General features: G+C 59.7%; 18 protein-coding genes. 5 read left to right on the top strand and 13 right to left on the bottom strand.

All coding sequences use genetic code 11. The annotated features are described in order from the left end of the window. The first annotated feature begins 4 nt into the window (after positions 1 to 4). Positions 5 to 1,231, top strand: coding sequence for an MFS transporter (locus ACR0I8_RS00420; protein ID WP_170688618.1), 1,227 nt, complete (start codon positions 5 to 7; stop codon positions 1,229 to 1,231). On the opposite strand, the gene ACR0I8_RS00415 is transcribed toward ACR0I8_RS00420, so the two are convergent. Genes ACR0I8_RS00415 through cysS form a run of 3 tightly spaced genes read right to left on the bottom strand, consistent with a single transcriptional unit; the run spans position 1,232 to position 5,094 of the window. Next, positions 1,232 to 2,014, bottom strand: a complete 783-nt coding sequence (locus ACR0I8_RS00415; RefSeq protein ID WP_170688617.1) for a squalene/phytoene synthase family protein — start codon at positions 2,012 to 2,014, stop codon at positions 1,232 to 1,234. Further along, positions 2,011 to 3,645: a citramalate synthase gene (gene cimA / locus ACR0I8_RS00410; RefSeq protein ID WP_170688616.1), complete on the bottom strand. Its 1,635-nt coding sequence runs from the start codon at positions 3,643 to 3,645 to the stop codon at positions 2,011 to 2,013. Before cimA ends, ACR0I8_RS00415 begins: the two co-directional genes overlap by 4 nt. A gap of 57 nt (positions 3,646 to 3,702) precedes the next feature. Then, a complete protein-coding gene (gene cysS, locus ACR0I8_RS00405) occupies positions 3,703 to 5,094 on the bottom strand; it encodes a cysteine--tRNA ligase (protein ID WP_170688615.1) in 1,392 nt (463 codons plus the stop codon). 206 nt (positions 5,095 to 5,300) lie between these two features. Here cysS and ACR0I8_RS00400 point away from each other — a divergent pair, with 206 nt between their 5' ends. After that, a complete protein-coding gene (locus tag ACR0I8_RS00400; protein ID WP_170688614.1) occupies positions 5,301 to 5,645 on the top strand; it encodes an MmcQ/YjbR family DNA-binding protein in 345 nt (114 codons plus the stop codon). A 57-nt stretch (positions 5,646 to 5,702) separates the two neighbouring features. Continuing rightward, positions 5,703 to 6,890, top strand: a complete 1,188-nt coding sequence (locus tag ACR0I8_RS00395) for a pyridoxal phosphate-dependent aminotransferase (protein ID WP_170688613.1) — start codon at positions 5,703 to 5,705, stop codon at positions 6,888 to 6,890. A 6-nt stretch (positions 6,891 to 6,896) separates the two neighbouring features. On the opposite strand, the gene ACR0I8_RS00390 is transcribed toward ACR0I8_RS00395, so the two are convergent. The 7 genes from ACR0I8_RS00390 to purC form a co-directional block, all read right to left on the bottom strand. After that, a complete protein-coding gene (locus tag ACR0I8_RS00390) occupies positions 6,897 to 7,415 on the bottom strand; it encodes an outer membrane beta-barrel protein (protein WP_170688612.1) in 519 nt (172 codons plus the stop codon). A 255-nt stretch (positions 7,416 to 7,670) separates the two neighbouring features. Then, entirely contained in the window at positions 7,671 to 9,005 is a 1,335-nt protein-coding gene (locus tag ACR0I8_RS00385) for a sigma-54-dependent transcriptional regulator (RefSeq protein ID WP_170373631.1), read from the bottom strand. A gap of 14 nt (positions 9,006 to 9,019) precedes the next feature. Beyond that, positions 9,020 to 10,762 carry a sensor histidine kinase gene (locus ACR0I8_RS00380; RefSeq protein ID WP_170373630.1) on the bottom strand — a complete coding sequence of 581 codons (1,743 nt, stop codon included), beginning with the start codon at positions 10,760 to 10,762 and terminating at the stop codon, positions 9,020 to 9,022. Between the two features lie 69 nt (positions 10,763 to 10,831). Continuing rightward, on the bottom strand, positions 10,832 to 11,500 hold the full coding sequence (gene purQ, locus ACR0I8_RS00375) for a phosphoribosylformylglycinamidine synthase subunit PurQ (RefSeq protein ID WP_170688611.1): 669 nt from the start codon (positions 11,498 to 11,500) through the stop codon (positions 10,832 to 10,834). Between the two features lie 11 nt (positions 11,501 to 11,511). Continuing rightward, entirely contained in the window at positions 11,512 to 12,555 is a 1,044-nt protein-coding gene (locus tag ACR0I8_RS00370) for a zinc-dependent alcohol dehydrogenase family protein (RefSeq protein ID WP_170688610.1), read from the bottom strand. Between the two features lie 4 nt (positions 12,556 to 12,559). Beyond that, positions 12,560 to 12,790, bottom strand: a complete 231-nt coding sequence (purS, locus tag ACR0I8_RS00365; protein WP_170374301.1) for a phosphoribosylformylglycinamidine synthase subunit PurS — start codon at positions 12,788 to 12,790, stop codon at positions 12,560 to 12,562. Positions 12,791 to 13,025: 235 nt separating this feature from the next. Next, positions 13,026 to 13,781 carry a phosphoribosylaminoimidazolesuccinocarboxamide synthase gene (gene purC / locus ACR0I8_RS00360; protein WP_170467720.1) on the bottom strand — a complete coding sequence of 252 codons (756 nt, stop codon included), beginning with the start codon at positions 13,779 to 13,781 and terminating at the stop codon, positions 13,026 to 13,028. 275 nt (positions 13,782 to 14,056) lie between these two features. Between purC and ACR0I8_RS00355 the strand changes: the two genes are divergently transcribed. After that, positions 14,057 to 14,374, top strand: coding sequence for a DUF1476 domain-containing protein (locus ACR0I8_RS00355; RefSeq protein ID WP_170373627.1), 318 nt, complete (start codon positions 14,057 to 14,059; stop codon positions 14,372 to 14,374). Positions 14,375 to 14,495: 121 nt separating this feature from the next. Then, positions 14,496 to 15,509 (top strand): betaine--homocysteine S-methyltransferase, encoded by a 1,014-nt coding sequence (gene bmt / locus ACR0I8_RS00350; RefSeq protein ID WP_170688609.1) that lies wholly within the window; start codon positions 14,496 to 14,498, stop codon positions 15,507 to 15,509. A 1-nt stretch (position 15,510) separates the two neighbouring features. Here the strand turns inward: bmt and ACR0I8_RS00345 are convergent, their stop codons facing one another. From ACR0I8_RS00345 to ACR0I8_RS00335, 3 genes are all read right to left on the bottom strand, one after another. Then, complete coding sequence (locus ACR0I8_RS00345; protein WP_170688608.1) at positions 15,511 to 16,287, bottom strand: enoyl-CoA hydratase-related protein; 777 nt, start codon at positions 16,285 to 16,287, stop codon at positions 15,511 to 15,513. Between the two features lie 74 nt (positions 16,288 to 16,361). Next, a complete protein-coding gene (locus tag ACR0I8_RS00340) occupies positions 16,362 to 16,817 on the bottom strand; it encodes a cytochrome c-type biogenesis protein (RefSeq protein WP_170641474.1) in 456 nt (151 codons plus the stop codon). Beyond that, positions 16,814 to 18,778, bottom strand: coding sequence for a heme lyase CcmF/NrfE family subunit (locus ACR0I8_RS00335; RefSeq protein ID WP_170688607.1), 1,965 nt, complete (start codon positions 18,776 to 18,778; stop codon positions 16,814 to 16,816). The genes ACR0I8_RS00340 and ACR0I8_RS00335 overlap by 4 nt, the downstream gene beginning before the upstream one ends. Positions 18,779 to 18,829 lie beyond the last annotated feature (51 nt).

Raw genomic sequence — 18,829 nt, 5'->3', positions numbered from 1 at the left:
CGTCATGACTGTGATTTCAGAGACCCCGAACGACTATCAGGCCAAGCGCAACGTTGCAGTCCTTGTGGCAGCACAAGCTGTTCTGGGTGCGCAAATGCCGATGATGTTCATTGTCGGAGGGCTGGCCGGGCAATCGCTGGCCACAAACGCCTGCCTTGCGACGCTGCCCATTTCGCTGATCGTTTTGGGATCGATGCTGGCGGCCACGCCTATCTCTGCGATCATGCAACGCTGGGGCCGCCGCGCCGGGTTTCTGGTCGGAACAACCGCCGGTGCACTTGGCGGTTTGATCGGTGCATATGGTCTGTATCTGGGCTCTTTCCCGGTCTTCCTGATCGGCAGCCTGTTGACCGGCATCTACATGAGCGCGCACGGATTTTACCGTTTTGCGGCGGCGGATACGGCATCGGACGCGTTTCGGCCCAAGGCTATTTCTTACGTGATGGCGGGCGGGCTGGCGGCTGCCATTATTGGCCCGCAGATCGTCAAGTTGACATCGACGGCCTATGTCATTCCGTTCTTGGGCACTTATCTGGCTGTGATCGGAATCAATGTCGTTGGGTCGGCGTTGTTCTTATTTCTCGACATCCCCACGCCGCCACGCGCGAGCGAAGACAGCCCCAAAGGCCGGTCGCGGATCGAGATGTTGAAGACCCCTCGGATCGCCGTCGCCATTATTTGCGCCATGGTGTCCTACGCGCTGATGAACCTCGTGATGACCTCGACCCCTCTGGCTGTGGTCGGGTGCGGATACACGGCCAATGATGCCGCAGATGTAGTGACCGGCCACGTGCTTGCCATGTATATCCCCAGCTTTTTCACCGGCCACCTGATCGCCCGTTTCGGCGTTGAAAAGATCGTAGCGCTCGGCCTTGCCATTCTCGGCGCCGCAGGCGTTGTCGCCCTCCAAGGGGTAGAGCTTGGCAACTTTTTCATCGCGCTGATCCTGCTTGGGATCGGCTGGAACTTCGGCTTCATTGGTGCGACTTCGATGCTGGCCGATTCTCATGACGTCAGCGAGCGTGGCCGGATGCAGGGCATGAACGACCTTCTGTTGTTTGGCGGCGTGACCTTTGCCTCACTGGCCTCGGGCGGGTTGATGAACTGTTCGGGTGGGTCCCCGGTCGAGGGATGGACGGCAGTGAACCTTGCCATGGTTCCCCTGCTCACATTGGCAGGAGGCGCACTGTTGTGGCTGGTCATGCGCCCGGCCGAGCCGGACACCGCCTGATCACCAACGGCCAGTGCTGGCCGTCCACATCAGAGAGATCCTGCGCCCGAGTTCCCCCTGCGCCAGATCCCCGCACGCGACCCGTGCGGGATTGGCCAGAACCTTCCGCAAAATCCACTCGGCCTGCCATCCGGCATAGAGCGCCGGGCGAGCGGCGCTGGATACCTCAGATCGCCTGCTGCGCGCCGATTTCAACCGCCTCAGCGCAGTGTCCGCCAACGCGCGTACTCCGTCTTCAGTGCCGTCAAGCAAGGGAATCCGCCCTCGGGTCTCCAGTTCCGGAATGGCCCGAAACCAATTTGCGACGCCGACTGCGTAGCCGAAATCGCGTAAAACGCCCTCATCCGCAGCCCCGAGGGATTGGGCCGCGACCAGCAATAGCGTGCCCGCGCTTTGGTCGATGTAATTCTCGAAATGCGCGGTATCTTCAAACGGATCTCGATAGATATCCCACCGCCTGACAGCCACATATTCATCCAGCAAACCGGCCAGATGTGGCGACAACACCCTGGACAGAGGGGTCACCACCTCATGCCGCCGCACCTGTTGCCCTTCGGAAATCTCCTGCAGCGCATCGCGCCACCATTGCAGGCGCATTTCGGCAATCATCGCCTCTTGCGTAACCCACGGTGCGCGCGCGATTTCGGCATTCAGCGCATAGATCGGAAACAGAACGGCCCGCGCTTCGACGGGGGACGCCATGGTGGCAAGAAACCGGTCCGGATCGGCCTTTTGTACAAGGGCCGCGCAAGCCTTTACGTCGTCGTCAAAGACGGCAGTCACTCGGCCGCCGCTTTCCGATGCCCACTATCGCGGACTAGTTTCCACTGGATCGCCTCCAGCAGCGCCTCGAACGAGGCGTCAACTATGTTGGCACTTACACCTACGGTCGACCAATGCCGCCCCTGCCCGTCTTCGCTGTCGATGATGACGCGCGTGACTGCCTCGGTCCCGCCTTGGGTGATCCGCACCTTGAAATCGACCAGACGCATATCCGACAGCACCTGCGAATACTGCCCCAGGTCCTTAGCCAGCGCCTTGGAGAGCGCGTTCACCGGCCCTCGGTCGCTGCCTTGATCATCCACCGATTCACTGACCGAGAGCTTCTTTTCACCGTCCACTTTCACCACAACCACGGCCTCGGACAGGCTGACCATTTTGTTGTATTTGTTCTTGCGGCGTTCAACGGTGACCTTGTAGCGCTTGACCTCAAAGAACTCGGGCATCTGCCCCAGCTCATCACGCGCCAGCAGCTCAAAACTCGCCTGAGCGGTGTCGTAGGAATACCCCTCAGCCTCGCGCTGTTTGATCCGGTCGAGGATACGGCCAAGGGCGGGATCGCCCTTTTCAACCATCAGGCCTGCGTCGGTCAGCCGTTTGAGCAGGTTCGATTGCCCGGCCTGGTTCGACATCGGGATGATCCGCGTGTTCCCTACCGTCGCCGGGTCGATATGTTCGTAGGTCGATGGGTCCTTGAGAATCGCACTCGCATGAAGCCCCGCCTTGTGCGCAAAAGCCGAGGCCCCTACGTAAGCCGCTTGCTTGCTCGGCACCCGGTTCAGGATATCGTCCAACATCCTGCTCACCCGCGTCAAACCGGCCAGCGCGTTCGGGTTCACACCGATCTCGAACCCCGAGGCATAGGGTTCCTTCAACAGCAATGTCGGGATCAGAGCGGTCAGGTTGGCATTGCCACATCGCTCTCCCAAACCGTTCAGAGTGCCCTGAATCTGGCGCGCGCCCGCATCGACAGCCGCCAGTGAACACGCGACGGCGTTTTCGGTGTCGTTGTGGGTGTGAATACCCAGCCGATCCCCCGGCAGACCTGCGGAGATCAACTCGGACACAATGCGCCCGACCTCGGATGGCAAAGCGCCACCATTCGTGTCACACAACACTACCCAACGCGCGCCCGCATCCAAAGCGGCCCGGCAGACCTCGGTCGCATAGGCCGGGTTGTCTTTGTAGCCGTCAAAGAAATGCTCGGCATCGAACAGCGCCTCACGCCCCTGCGCCACAAGATACGCGACCGAGGCGCGGACGTTCTCGAGATTCTCCTCCAGCGAAATGCCAAGCGCATGGGTCACGTGGTAGTCATGCGATTTGCCCACCAGACAGACGGCCTGCGTCCCGGCATTCATAACGGCGGCCAGCACTTCATCGTTCTCGGCCGACCGACCAGAGCGCTTGGTCATGCCAAAAGCCGTCAACCGGGCCGAGGTCTTCGGAGCGACCTCGAAAAACGCGCTGTCCGTGGGGTTTGCACCGGGCCAACCACCTTCGATATAGTCCACCCCCAGCGTGTCCAAAGCTTGCGCGATCTGAGCTTTCTCCGCCGTCGAGAACTGCACACCCTGCGTCTGCTGCCCGTCACGCAGGGTCGTGTCATAAAGATAGAGGCGTTCCTTGGTCATGGCTTGCTCCCGCTGGCCCAGAGTAGTCGATCTTTCCACGTGGCGCGCGGATTTCCTTCAAACATCTTCCAGTTTCGACGCATCAAATCCCGCAGCCGGAACCAGTTCAACGCCTTCTTTGCTCATGCGCACTTCCAGACCTGCGGCAACAAAAGCGGATTTCAAACGGTCCACTTCCGAGAAGTCCTTGCTTTGCATCGCTTCGGCCCGTGCTTCAGCCAACCGGGCAGCGAAAGTGCTCAGATCCGCCGCTTCGGCCCAAGCGCCCATATCGTCGCCCAAAAGCCCGAGAACCCGCGCGCTGGCCAGCAGAGCAGCCGCATCTCCTTCCGCAGCCAAACGGTGCAGTTCGGCGATGGCACCCGCCGTGTTCAGGTCATCCGCCAGCGCCTCAATGACCGAGGGGGCCGCGCTGGCTGCGGGCTCTATGCCCGCTGTCAGCGCCCGCCACTTTCGCAAGGTGGCTTCAGCTTCACGTGCCTTCTTCTCGGTCCAGTCCATCGGTTTGCGATAATGGGTCTGCAGGAAAACAAAGCGGATCACCTCACCGGGGACACCCTGTTCCAGCAAATCATGCACGGTGAAGAAATTGCCTAGAGACTTGGACATCTTTTTGCCTTCGACCTGCAGCATCTCGTTGTGCAACCAGACACGCGCAAACTCACCCTCTGGATGGGCGCAGCAGCTCTGAGCGATCTCGTTTTCATGGTGCGGGAACATCAGATCATTACCGCCGCCGTGAATGTCAAAACTTGCCCCAAGCAGTTCGTAGCTCATGGCCGAGCATTCGATATGCCACCCCGGACGGCCCCGACCCCAAGGCGAATCCCACCCCGGAAGCTCATCGGTCGAGGGCTTCCACAGCACAAAATCCATCGGGTTCTTTTTGTAAGGCGCAACCTCAACTCGCGCTCCGGCAATCATGTCATCGACCGAGCGACCGGAAAGCTTGCCATACCCCGATTTCCAGCTATCGACAGCAAACAGCACATGACCTTCCGCGGCGTAGGCATGGCCCTTCGCGATCAGCCCCTCGATCATTTCGATCATCTGCGCGATATACTCGGTCGCGCGCGGCATCGCGTTCGGCTCCAACGCCCCAAGCGCGCCCATGTCATGCAGATACCAGCCGATAGTCTCATCAGATCGTTCCTGCACCAACTGCTCCAAGGACCCCTCGGCGCCAGCCTGTTTGCGGGCCAGAGCGGTGGCGTTGATCTTGTCATCCACGTCGGTGAAATTGCGTACATAAGTAACCTGATCCGCACCGTAGACATGGCGCAGCAACCGGTACAGGACATCGAAAACCACCACGGGCCTAGCATTTCCCAGATGGGCCCGGTCATAGACAGTGGGCCCGCAGACATACATCCGCACGTTGTCGGAATCGATCGGAACGAAGTCTTCCTTCGTCCGCGTCCGTGTATTGTGCAGCTTGATTGTCGTCATCACTCGGGCTCCTAAAGCTTGCGCGTTGGCGCGGGCTTAGCAACTTGTCTCAGGGATGAAAACGAAAGAAACCGGCCCGCTTGAGAATTCAGCAGGTAATGCAGCAGATAATGGTGCAGATCATCCGGTCCATCCGCTGGGCATAACATGCGTCACGCGCCAAGCCAAGGCTTGAGTTCGCGCGTCTTCTCCAGCACTCTGCGCGCATGAGCCGGGATTTCGTCAACTCTATTTGTCGCGACCTGCCGGGGGCCGAATGGTCGGACCCCTGGGGCGGCGGGCATGATGCGTGGAAGGTCGGCGATAAGATGTTCGCCTGTATCGGGACCGCCAATGATGGCGTGTCGGTCAAAACACCCGATATCGAAACCGCGCAGATGCTGATTGATGCGGGTGTCGGTGTGAAAGCCCCATATTTCCACCGCAGCTGGGTTCGCCTGCCCTTTGACGCGGAGGAGGATGAAATGCGCTACCGCCTTGCCGCCTCTTACGATCTGGTGCGTGCATCGCTCACGAAAAAGGTTCAGGCCACCCTTCCTGCGCGAAGCTGATTGACAAATTCGGATCGCTCTGCCCCTGTCGCCACAAAGACAAACCGAGGCAAGATCATGAAACTGTCAGATCGCATCACGCAGATCACTGGAGGCGGCAGCGACGGATGGGAAGTGTTCTATCGCGCGCGCCGCATGGTCGCCGAAGGCCACGCTGTAACGCAGCTGACAATTGGCGAACATGACATCGGCACCGATGCCTCGATTCTGGATGCGATGAACCGATCGGCCCGCGATGGCCACACCGGTTACGCCATGGTGCCCGGCACCGATCTGCTGCGCGACACGGTCGCCGCGCGGGTTCAGACCCGGACCGGAGTATCAACCACTCGAAACAATGTCCTGATCACTCCGGGCGGACAGGCGGGGTTGTTTGCGGCTCATATGGCTGTGTGCAACCCCGGCGATGTCGGGCTGTTCCTTGACCCCTACTACGCCACCTATCCCGGCACCATTCGCGGAACCGGCGCTGTGGCGCGGGCGGTTCAGACCTCGGCTGAAGATGCCTTTCAACCGCGTGCCGAACAGATCGAGGCCAAGGCCGATGGCGCTGTGTCATTGCTGATCAACACGCCGAACAACCCGACCGGAGTGGTTTATTCACCCGAGACACTGAAGGACATCGCTGAGCTGTGCCAGAAGCGCGAGCTGTGGCTGATCTCAGATGAGGTCTACGACACGCAGATATGGAACGGCGCGCATCTGTCTCCGCGTGCTCTGCCCGGTATGGCCGATCGCACGCTGGTCGTCGGTTCTATGTCCAAATCGCATGCCATGACCGGATCACGTTGCGGCTGGATTATTGGCCCGGAAGAGGTCATCAGCCACCTCATCAATCTCGCCACCCACACCACCTATGGCGTCCCAGGCTTCATTCAGGATGCCGCAAGCTTTGCCCTGAACGCGGGCACAACGCTCGAAGATGAAATTGCAGCCCCCTTCCGTCGTCGTCGGGCCCGCGCGCTAGAGGTGCTGGCCGAACAGAATACCATCGGCCTCGTCCCTGCGGATGGCGCGATGTACCTGATGTTGGATATCCGTGCGACCGGACTGTCCGGTGAGGGATTTGCAAATGCCCTTCTCGACAAACACGCGATTGCCGTTATGCCCGGCGAGAGCTTCGGTACAGCCGCTGCAGGACACGTCCGCGTTGCCATGACTGTCGATGACGCGTGTTTCGAAACGGCTCTGAAGACGATCTGTGCCTTCGCATCCGAAATGGCAGGTCAGCAAGCCGCCGAGTGAAGGAGCCTAAAACCGGAACGTTGTGCGAAGATTGAAGATATTCGTGTCCAACCCACCACCCGAGCGGGTGACATCGTCAAAATCCTGCCGCAACGCCTCGCCACTTATGACGAAGTTGTCGCCGATGGGATAAGCTATTCCTATGCCATAAACTGCCGCCGTGTCATTCTCTTCCGAGGTTTCAACACGCGCAGCGCCGACCACGATATAACCCATTGCCGCGCCAAAATCATACCCGCCGCGAAACTTCAGCCGGGTTATACTATCGACGCTGCCCTGATCCTGACCAAGGTTGAGGGACAGACGGTTATACTCCAGCTCACCGCCCAGAACGAAGGCACCGAAATCGCGGTCATACCCGACATGAGGTCCGAAAACGGTATCGTTGCCACCCGCGCCACCAGCCCCGTCCGCATCCGCATAGCCAAAGCTGAACCCGGCATAGGCCCCGGTCCAGTCCTCGGCCGAGGCCGGGCTGGTCATCGCAATCGTCGCAGCGATAATAAGGGCCGAGAGGGGCTTCATACACGTCTCCAAATTTGGCGCATCGCCGGTTTTTTGCGGACCAAACACCCGCGTATTTGAGTGTTTAACGTAGGAACACCACTGCTAAATTCAAATCTGCATCAACGATAAGTGAATGCAGTATAACAGATTTCCCCTATAACGGGTTAAAATCTCTTTAAGATACGTTCAAAAACCCAGCGCGGGCCTTTTCACCATAAAAAACGCCCCGACCACCTGAGTGATCGGAGCGTTGAATAAGCACTTGCATGGTTCTTAAAGATAGTCAGACCGCTGCAGACCGTATTTGGCCATCTTTTCGTTCAGAGTCCGGCGCGGCAGGCAAAGCTCATCCATCACCGACGCGATTGAGCCCTTGTGGCGACGCATGGTGTTGTCGATCAACATCCGCTCGAACGCTTCAACATATTCCTTCAGGGGTTTGCCCTCGGTGGTCATGACCGGCTGCATTTCCTCGTGATCTGACATCAGCAAGGACGCAATCGTCCCCGAGCCACGCCGCGATTGCAGCACCGCGCGTTCGGCGATGTTGATCAACTGCCGCACATTGCCGGGCCACGGCGCCTGCAACAGCTGCGCCGCTTCCTGCGCACTGACCTGAGGGGCGTCGCAGCCATATTCCTCTGCGAACTGCTCACTAAGGCGTGTGAACAGCGTCAGGATATCCTCACCTCGCTGTCGCAGAGGCGGCATGGTTATGCGGAGAGCGGCCAGACGGTAGAACAGATCCGGGCGCAGAACGTCCTCGGAGGTCTTGCCGGCTTCTTGCAGGTTCGAGATCGCGACGATCCGCGTTTCCGCTGGGGTGCCCTGCTCGTTCATCACGCTCAGCAAGCGGGCCTGCAACGTGTCGCTCAACGCCTCGACATCTTCCAGAACCAGAGTCCCGCCGCGAGCTTCCTCAATCGCGGGAAGCTGCGCATCCTCTGGCATCATCGGGCCGAACAGACGCTTCGACAGCACTTCCTCTTCCAGTGCCGCACAAGATACCAGGACGAATTTCTTGCCCGCGCGACTACCGACGGCGTGCAGAGCGTGCGCCACAAGCGTCTTGCCGGTACCCGTCTCTCCGTCGATCAGAACATGGCCGTCCGCCTGCCCCAGATCGAGGATATCTTCGCGCAAACGCTCCATCACCGGGCTGGCGCCGATCAGTTTGTTCATGATCTGCGTACCACCCGATAGCTCGCGCCGCAGGGCGCGATTGTCCAGCGTCAGACGCCGCGCGTTGCTGGCGCGTTTGGCCAGTTCCGACATGCGGTCTGGGTTGAAAGGTTTTTCGAGGAAATCAAACGCGCCAACGCGCATCGCCTCAACCGCCATCGGCACATCGCCGTGACCGGTGATCATGATCACCGGAAGTGTACTATCGGCCCCCATCAGTTTTTTCAGCAATTGAATGCCATCCATACCCGGCATTTTAATGTCCGAGATCACGATCCCAGGATAATCCGGCCCCAGAACCTTGAGCGCGTCTTCGGCGCTAGCAAAGGTTTCGGTGTCATATCCCGACAGTGCCAGCCATTGGCTGATCGACTGGCGCATGTCCTGTTCGTCATCGACAATGGCGATTTTCATGGCCTGTGCCATAGTATTCCCTCGTATTATTCAGCGGCCTGAAGGCCGTCGCTTCCCAGTGGCAGTTGCATCTCGAAGACCGCGCCACCCTTCTGGCCGTTGCGTGCGGTTAACCGTCCGCCATGGTCGTTCACGATCCCCGACGAGATAGCAAGCCCCAGCCCGACCCCGTCACCTGGCTGCTTGGTGGTGTAGAAGGGCTCAAACAGGCTCTCGATATCCTTAATACCATACCCGTTGTCGCGTACGGTCAGCACCGCCATGTCGCCCGCTGCCAGGATTATCTCGACATCCGGCTCTGCTACAGATTTGGTGGCGTCCAGCGCGTTGCGCAAGAGGTTGACCATCACCTGCTCGATCCGCATCCGGTCGCCCATAACAATGACAGGGTCTTCGGGCAGGATCTGAGTAATCTTCACATGGCGCTGCCGCAGTTGAGGTTCCATCATCGACAGTGAAGAGGCCAGCGCTTCTCCAAGGTTTACAGGCGAAAACGCATCTGCCCCCTTCCGCGCGTAAGACTTCAGCTGCCGGGTAATCGCGCCCATCCGCTCGATAAGACCATCAATGCGACCAAAGCTGGCGAGGGCCTCTTCCGGTCGGTTTCTGCGTAGCAGCAGACGCGCCCCGGCAAGGTAGGTTTTCATTGCAGCCAGAGGTTGATTAAGCTCGTGGCTTACCGCCGCCGACATCTCACCCAAGGCGGCCAATTTCGAGCTTTGTGCAAGCGTCTGTTCCGCCAAATCCAAAGTCTTTTCAACCCGTTCGCGCTCAGCGATTTCCCGCTGTAGCCTTGCGTTTAATGCGCGAAGCTCTGCCGACTCGCGCTGGAACAGAACCACGCGCGAAGCGGCGCGACGGCTAAGCAGATAGAACGCCGCCGCGAGGAGAATCGCAAAGCCCATGATTTCCAGCGCCAGCACGCTGTTCACCTTTTCGCGGATCGAGTCGTAGGTGGTAAACGAGGCCATTTGCCAACCGCGGAACGGTATGCGGGTCTCAAGCCTTATGACGGCCTCACCTTCCAGATAGCCATCCGGCGGCAACGCAGACCAGTCGGCCGTTGCCCGCAGTGCGCGTTGGATCGCGCTTTCCGGCGTCTGCCGCAGCATGGCCGAGCTTTCGTCCAGCCCCCGCCATTGCGGCTCGGTCGACAGGATGATGTTACCGGTGCTGTCCCGGACAAGCACGGCGTCGGAAATCCCGGCCCAGGCGCGTTCGAATTTCTGTAGGTCAACCTCAACCACGATCACGCCGAGGATCTCGGAATTCGCCTCAATCCTGCGGGAATAGATAAAGCTGTAGTCACCGGTTTCGCGCGGGCTGACCGTAAATATCGTCGCGTTCGAGCGGATTGCGTCCACAAAATATGGCGCATTGCGATGCCCTTCGAGAAGGCGGTTACGATCAGTCGCCGCCACCGTCACGCCATCCCCGTCCATCAGCATCAAGGACGCGGCCCCAATCTCTTCTACGAAAGAGATCAGACGCTGGCTGGACAACAGGTAGTCACTGGATTGCAGTGCCGAGATCAGCGTCGGGTCCCGTGACAGAAGCTGCGGCACAATCGCGTTGCGCCGCAATTCGCTAAGGAGGTTGCCAGAATAGAGGGCAAGGCGCAGCTCAGCACGGTTGCGGGTCGACTCGGTGAACCGGTCGGTCAGCAACCGGTTCGTCACCCAGATCGTCGCAACGGCGGTCAAAAGGACGAGAATAACAGCCACACGCAGCCGCCACCCCAAAGGGGCGCCGCGAAATGGACGGGTCATTTTGCCCTTGATCGAGTGAAGGCCTGAACTCATTCCCGAAAGTTACGCGGGCTGAGCGGCGACCTCAAGTCACGCCGGGGCCAGAACGCCGGACAATGCGCGGAACAATGCCGTCCCGTCGGTTCCGCCATGCCCCTCATCCGCTGCACGTTCGGGGTGCGGCATCATGCCAAGAACGCGACGGTTTGCCGACAGGATGCCCGCGATATCCCCGACCGAGCCGTTTGGATTCTCGGTATAGGTGAACGCGATACGGTCCTGATCTTTCAGCGCGGACAGGGTGGCGTCATCCGCGAAATAGTTTCCGTCATGGTGGGCAATCGGAATGCCGATCACGTCGCCTGCATTGTAGCCCTGGGTAAAAGCGCTGTCGCTGGTTTCGACCTTCAGGCCAACCGTTTTGCAGATGTATTTCAGACCGGCATTGCGCAGCAGCGCGCCGGGCAGGATTCCGGTCTCGGTCAGGATCTGGAACCCGTTGCAGATACCGACGGCATAGCCGCCCCGCTCGGTGTGATCGACCACAGCCTTGCAGATCGGCGATTGCGCCGCGATGGCCCCGCAGCGCAGGTAGTCGCCATACGAGAAGCCTCCGGGAACGCCGACAATGTCGACGCCTTCGGGCAGCGCGGCATCCTTGTGCCAGACCATGTCAACGGCGAACCCGGCCTGTTCAAAGGCGACGGTAAGGTCCCGGTCGCAGTTCGATCCGGGGAATACGATGACGGCTGCGCGCATGGCGGACCCTCCTAGCAAGTAAAATCAGTGACAACCGCCACACCCGGAGGTGCAGGAGCGTCGAAAGCGGCAAGTTCTTCACTCACCTGGTTCAGAGATACCTGTCGTGTCACGAGCGGGCTGAGATCGAGATTCGAACCCGTGATCAACGACAGAAGCGACGGATAGCGCCAACTGGGCATCCCTCGTGTTCCATATACAGAAAGCTGGCCGGAATAGAGCACATCCATCGGCAGCGTCATAGCTGCATGATCGCCCGCAGGCATGCCGATCTGAACCATCCGGCCTAGTTTGCGCAGGGATCGCATCGACGCCACGGTCGTGGCTTCAATCCCCAGCGCCTCAATCGCCACATGGGCACCACCATCGGTGATATCTTTCACCGCCTCAGACGCGTCACATGTCGCCGCGTTCACGACAGCATCCGCGCCCAGAGATTTCGCGTAGCTCAACTTGTCTTCCGAAATATCGACGACCACCACCCGTGCGCCAAGCGCCTTGCCCAACAACAGGGTCGAGATCCCTACTCCGCCCCCGCCGAACACGGCCAGCCATTCTCCGCCTTGCAGCTGCGCACGTCCAACCAGCGCCTGCCACGCGGTCGTGACCCGACATCCCAGCGCCGCCGCGATCTCTGGCGCGAGTGTCTCGGGCAGTTCCGTCAGATTGGCATCCGCATGCGCAACCGCGATGTATTCGGCGAAAGCTCCGTCACAGGTAAACCCCGGCACGACCTGGTCGGCGCAGGTGGTTTGATTGCCTTGGGCACAGTCCTGGCAATGACCACAGGCCAGAATGAAAGGCGCAATCACCCGATCACCGGTTTTCCAACGGCGGACGCGGCTGCCCACCGCAACAACCTCGCCGCAATATTCATGGCCGGGTGTCATCGGGAGGATCACATCCGGGTCCGACCCCGACCACGCATGCCAATCTGACCGGCAGACGCCGCAGGCCAACACTCGGACGACAACGCCATCCTCGGCCGGTTCAGGGTCGGGAATGGTGGTCAGCTCCAGCGGCCGGCGATAGGTGATCAGACGCGCTGCCCGCATCCAATCAGACCAGTTCGATCTCGTAGCGTTCGATGACGGTGTTGGCCAACAGCTTTTCGCACATCTCGGTCACGTCCGCCTCAGTCGCGCCTTCGGCGAGCTCCAGATCAATGACCTTGCCCTGGCGCACACCTTCGACCTGATCAAAGCCCATGGCACCCAATGCGTGGCGGACCGCCTCACCCTGAGGGTCCAGCACCCCATTCTTGAGCATCACATGCACCCGTGCCTTCATCTTCGCAACTCCACCTGAGGGCCACGATCGCCGGCCCATTTCGTTGCGCGGGGGATAGCGCGGTTGTGCCTTTGGGACAACCCTGTTTGCGGCGAAGATTGAAAAGCTACGAAAGGGCGTGCCTCAAATCGGTCCGCGCGGGTGATGCGGGTCGAACGGCATACCCTGCTCTCGCACGAAAAACGCCACCCAGATCGGGGCGGCGCTTTGCAAATCTTTTAGGCAGAGGCCGAGATCAGTTGATCAGCGTCGGCTTGGTCACGTTGCTTTGCGGCAGAACACCCAAGCGGCGCGCGACCTCGGAGTAAGCGTCGGTCAGGTTGCCGAGATCACGGCGGAAGACATCCTTATCAAGCTTCTGGCCGGTTTCGATATCCCACAAGCGGCAGCTGTCGGGGCTGATCTCATCAGCGACGATCAGACGCTGGTAATCACCGTCGAATACGCGGCCGATCTCGATTTTGAAATCAACCAAGCGAATGCCCACGGCCAGCATCACACCGCTCATGAAGTCATTAACGCGCAGCGCGAGGCTGAGGATATCGTCCATGTCCTGCTGACTGGCCCAGCCAAAGGCCGCGATATGCTCTTCGGTGACCAGCGGATCACCCAGAGAGTCGTCCTTGTAGCAGTATTCGACAATCGGACGCGGCAGCTGCGTGCCCTCGGCAATGCCCAGACGTTTGGACATCGTACCGGCGGCATAGTTGCGTACGATCACCTCCAAAGGGACAATCTCGCAGTTCCGCACCAACTGCTCGCGCATGTTCAAGCGGCGGATGAAGTGGTTCGGAACACCGATCTGGGTCAGGCCGTTCATAAAGAACTCGGACAGGCGGTTGTTCAGCACGCCTTTACCGTCGATCACGTCTTTCTTTTCGGCATTGAACGCGGTGGCGTCATCCTTGAAGTACTGCACAATCGTGCCAGGCTCGGGGCCTTCATACAGAATCTTGGCTTTGCCTTCGTAGATTTTCTTGCGACGCGCCATCGGGGCCCCTTCCATATCGGCAATACGCGCAGATCGCGCGGCTGCGGCCCTCATAGAGCAGCCCGCCCCAACCCGCAAGTTGTCTGGTTGCTTTCCATCAGACCATGCGCTTTCGAAAGGTTCCTCATAGGTATTGCGCACCCTCAGAACCTGTCCACATGTCCCGCGTGCAGCAACACAGCGCATTTGGTCGCGCAAAGCCCATTTTCGCTATACATTCCGAAATTCGTTTCTTATCTAGATGAGGAATGTCCACGCTATGAGGTCCCAATACAATGACCACGTTCGACGAACGCGAAAACGCCTTTGAAGCCAAGTTTGCCCATGACGAAGAAATGCAGTTCAAGGCACAGGCCCGCTGCAACAAATTGCTGGGCCTTTGGGCGGCGGCAAAGTTGGGGAAAACCGGCTCTGACGCGGACGACTACGCCAAAACTGTCGTGATCGCCGATATGGAAGAGGCAGGCCACGAAGACGTCGTGCGCAAGGTCTCTGCCGATCTGGGCGGCCTGTCCTCGGATGACGAAATCCGCGCGAAAATGGCCGAGCTTCTGCCCGAAGCCAAAGCGCAGGTCATGAGCGAGACGGACTAAGCCACCGGTCCCCTCATGATCTTCATGAGTAATATGAATTTGATTTGACGCCCCGGTCATGAGACACGGGGCGTCTCATATTCATACGGGCGCTTTGCGCCAAACACGTCGGACCAAGCCCATGACAAACGCGCTGACCCAGCTTCTCGAGACCAAAGAGGCCATTCTGGCCGATGGTGCTACCGGAACCAATCTCTTCAACATGGGTCTGCAATCCGGCGATGCGCCTGAGCTTTGGAATGTGGATGCGCCAGATAGGATCCGCGCGCTTTATCAAGGCTCGGTCGATGCGGGCAGCGATCTGTTTCTGACCAACACCTTCGGCGGCACCTCGGCCCGGCTCAAGCTGCATGACGCGCAAAACCGCGTGGGTGAGCTGAACCGCATTGGCGCTGAACTCGGGCGTGAGGTCGCGGACAAATCCAGACGCACCATCGTGGTTGCCGGCTCGGTCGGCCCCACCGGTGAGATCATGGAGCCGGTCGGAAGCCTGTCGCATTCCGAGGCGGTCGAGATGTTCCACGAACAGGCTGAGGCCCTCAAAGACGGCGGCGTAGATGTTCTGTGGGTCGAAACAATCAGCGCCCCCGAGGAATTCCGCGCCGCAGCCGAGGCCTTCGCATTGGCGGATATGCCCTGGTGCGGCACCATGAGCTTTGACACTGCCGGGCGCACCATGATGGGCGTCACCTCGGCTGATCTGGCCCTACTGGTGGAAACGCTGCCCAACCCTCCGATTGCGTTTGGAGCGAATTGCGGTACCGGAGCGTCGGACATCCTGCGCACTGTACTTGGGTTCACCGCACAAGGGACCGAGCGGCCTTTGATCTCGAAAGGCAATGCGGGGATCCCCAAATATGTCGACGGTCACATCCACTATGACGGCACGCCCGATCTGATGGCCGACTATGCCGTAATGGCCCGCGACGCAGGTGCAAAGATCATCGGTGGTTGCTGTGGCACCATGCCCGCGCATCTTGAGAAAATGCGTGTAGCTCTGGACAGCACAGAACGTGGCGCGCGCCCGACGCTTGATCAGATCACCGATGCGCTTGGACCGTTCTCATCCGCCTCGGATGGCACCGGCGACGATGCCGCGCCTGGGCGCCGCGCCCGACGCCGCCGCCGCGCCTGAGTTAGCGCCCCTCGAATTTCGGGGGGCGTTTTTCCATGAAGGCCACCACGCCTTCGGCAAAATCGCGCGAGCGACCACATTCACCTTGCAAATGCGCCTCGGTCGCCAATTGCTGCGGCAAGGTCTTCTCATAAGTACCGCGGAGCGCCTGCTTGATCGCGCCATAAGCCGCCGTTGGACCTTGGGCCAAATGTGCGGCCCGACTACGCCAATGGGCATCAAACGCATCATCGGCGACCGCTTCCCAGATCAGCCCCCAATCATCGGCCTGACGCGCGGTGATCTTGTCAGCAAACAACGCGGCCCCCATGGCCTTGGCCAGCCCCATCTGGCGCGGCATGAACCATGTACCGCCAGCGTCCGGAAGCAAGCCGATGCGGGAAAAGGCCTGCAGGAAATAGGCGCTCTCGGTCGCGATCACCACATCGGCACAGAGCGCAAGGTTGGCCCCCGCCCCGGCTGCAGGTCCGTTGACGGCGGCAATCGTGGGCACCGGGCTGTCATGGATGGTCTCGAGCATCGGCTCATATTCATCACGCAGCGAGCGTTCCAGGTCGATCTTTCCGGTCGAGGACGCATCACCCAGATCCTGCCCGGAACAAAAGGCCGGTCCGGCCCCGGTCAACACGATGCACCGCGCATTTCGGGCCGCGTGTTTCATCGCATGGGTGATCTCGGCCCGCATTTGCGTAGTGAGCGCGTTCATCTTGTCGGGGCGGTTCAGCGTCAGCACCGCAAGCCCGTCCCTGATGTCCAGCAGGATCGTTTCGTAGTCCATTAAAGCTCTCCCTCGCGCCTGTGCGTGAGCGGACACTGCCGTATTCACAAGCCGAGGAAAAGCAGAACCACGCGTCAGTCCTTCAGAATTTGGCTCAGGCGCTCTTTTTCGGCGTCGCTCAGCCCGTCGCTTTCACCCAACGCTTGCGCCTTGGCCCGGTTGCGCAGAAAGACCAAGCCAACACCGGCGGCAATAAGCAACATGATTGGCCCGGCAAGCCACAGCATCAGGTTCGAACCTGTAACCGTAGGCTTCAGCAACACATATTCTCCATAGCGATCGACGATGAAGGCAATTGCCTCTTCATCCGTATCCCCTGCCACCAGCCTTTCGCGTACCAGCAAGCGCAGGTCGCGCGCTAGATCGGCGTTGCTTTCATCGATACTCTCGTTTCGACATACAAGACAGCGCAACCCGGTGCTGAGGTCGCGGGCCCGTTGTTCCAGCACCGGATCGTCCAGCACTTCATCCGGTTGCACAGCAAATCCCGGTGCCGCCAAAAGCATAAGGATCAGGATCAGACGTTTCATTCTGCGGGTACTCCGGCAGAGGGGGCTTTGCGTGCGCCAGCCGCAACTCGGAAACGTCGGTCGCAGAGGCTGAGGACGCCGCCCAACGCCATCATGAGACATCCGGCCCAGATCCAGTTGGCGAAGGGTTTGATATAGGTCCGCAAGACCCAGCCCCCATCCGCTTGTTGATCCCCGATCACCACATAGAGATCGCGCATGATCCGGTAGTCAATCGCGGCCTCGGTGGTGGGCATACGCGCAACCGGATAGTCGCGTTTTTCGGGATGCAGCGTCCCGATCATGCGCCCGTTGGTCTCCACCTTCACATTCGCCATGGTCGAGAAATAATTCGGCCCTTGCACACGATTGACATCCTCAAGCGTCAGGGTGAATTGACCAACCTCAAAAGGCTGCCCCGGCTGGGCGACGCGGATATCCTCAACCTCCCACGCGGTCAGACCGGCGATGGCGAAGATGGTCACACCCAGCCCCGTATGGGCAACCGCCTTGCCCCAATCGGCCCCTGGCAGGCGGAACAGGCGTTTCAGGCTGCCGTTTCGCCCTGTCCGGCTCCATAAATCTAGAACGGCGCCGAAGGTGATCCATGCGCCCAGAAACAGACCCACAGGTCCCAAAGCACTGCGTCCCGTCTGCATGGCCCAGACCAGCACGCCAAGGGCGACGGCCAGCACAAACGCATAGCGCAGCGACCACGCTGTCTTGCCCAGCTTTCCGCGCTTCCACGGCAACATTGCGCCAACCGGTAGAACCAGCCCCAACAGTACCATGAACGGCGTGAAGGCCGCGTTAAAGAACGGAGGTCCGACCGAGAGTTTCCTGTCAAACATCATCTCGGCCACCATCGGCCACATGGTACCGACGAATACAACAAAGCAACTAACAGCCAGAAGCACATTGTTCACGACCAGCGCGCTCTCACGGCTGACCATGCCAAAGACGCCCTTCGCCTCCATCGCCTGCGCCCGCGCCGCAAACAGGGTCAGCGCGCCACCGATAAAGAACACAAGGATCAACAGAATGAAAACGCCCCGCTCAGGATCTGTTGCGAAGGCATGAACCGAGGTCAGAAGCCCCGAGCGCACAATGAATGTCCCGATCAACGAGAACCCAAAGGCAATGATCGCCAGCAAGATTGTCCAGCTCTTCAGCGCCTCGCGCTTTTCCACGACAATGGCCGAGTGCAATAGCGCCGCCGCCAGCAGCCATGGCATGAACGAGGCATTCTCGACCGGATCCCAGAACCAGAAACCGCCCCAGCCAAGCTCATAATAGGCCCACCACGACCCCAGAGCGATCCCGATGGTCAGAAACACCCAAGCGGCCAGCGTCCACGGACGTACCCATCGGCCCCAGGCCGCATCAATACGGCCCTCGATCAACGCGGCCACGGCAAAGCTGAACGCCATGCTCAGGCCGACATAGCCCAGATAAAGAAACGGCGGGTGGAACGCCAAGCCCGGATCTTGCAGTAGCGGGTTCAGGTCGCGCCCATCGAACGGAGCAATCGCTAAACGATCAAACGGGTTCGAGGTAAACAGGATAAAGGCAAAAAACGCCACGGCCACAGCCGACTGCACAGCCAACACGCGCGCTTTCAGCGTCGGCGGCAGGCCGGCGCCAAAAAACGCGGCCATTGCGCCGAACAGGGTCACAATCAGCACCCACAACAGCATCGAGCCTTCGTGGTTCCCCCATGTCCCACTGATCTTGTAGATCATCGGCTTCGCCGAATGGCTGTTCTCAACCACGATCCTCAGCGAGAAATCAGACGTGGTGAACGCCCAAACCAGCGCTCCGAAGGAGAATGCAGTCAGCAGGAATTGGGAGATTGCCGCCGGTTCCGCAAACGCCATCCATCCAGCCCAGCGTTTCGACGCCCCGATCAGGGGCACCACGCTTTGCACGATAGCGACGAAAAAGGCGAGGATTAGCGCGAAGTGACCTAGCTCTGTAACCATAGGGCAGGATATATGCCGGAGGCACGGTAATCGCCAACCACTTTCGTTTGA

Source organism: Ruegeria sp. BG9 (assembly GCF_056538305.1).
Note: the sequence above shows the minus strand (reverse complement) of the source record. Positions and strands in the feature narration are given on the sequence as shown.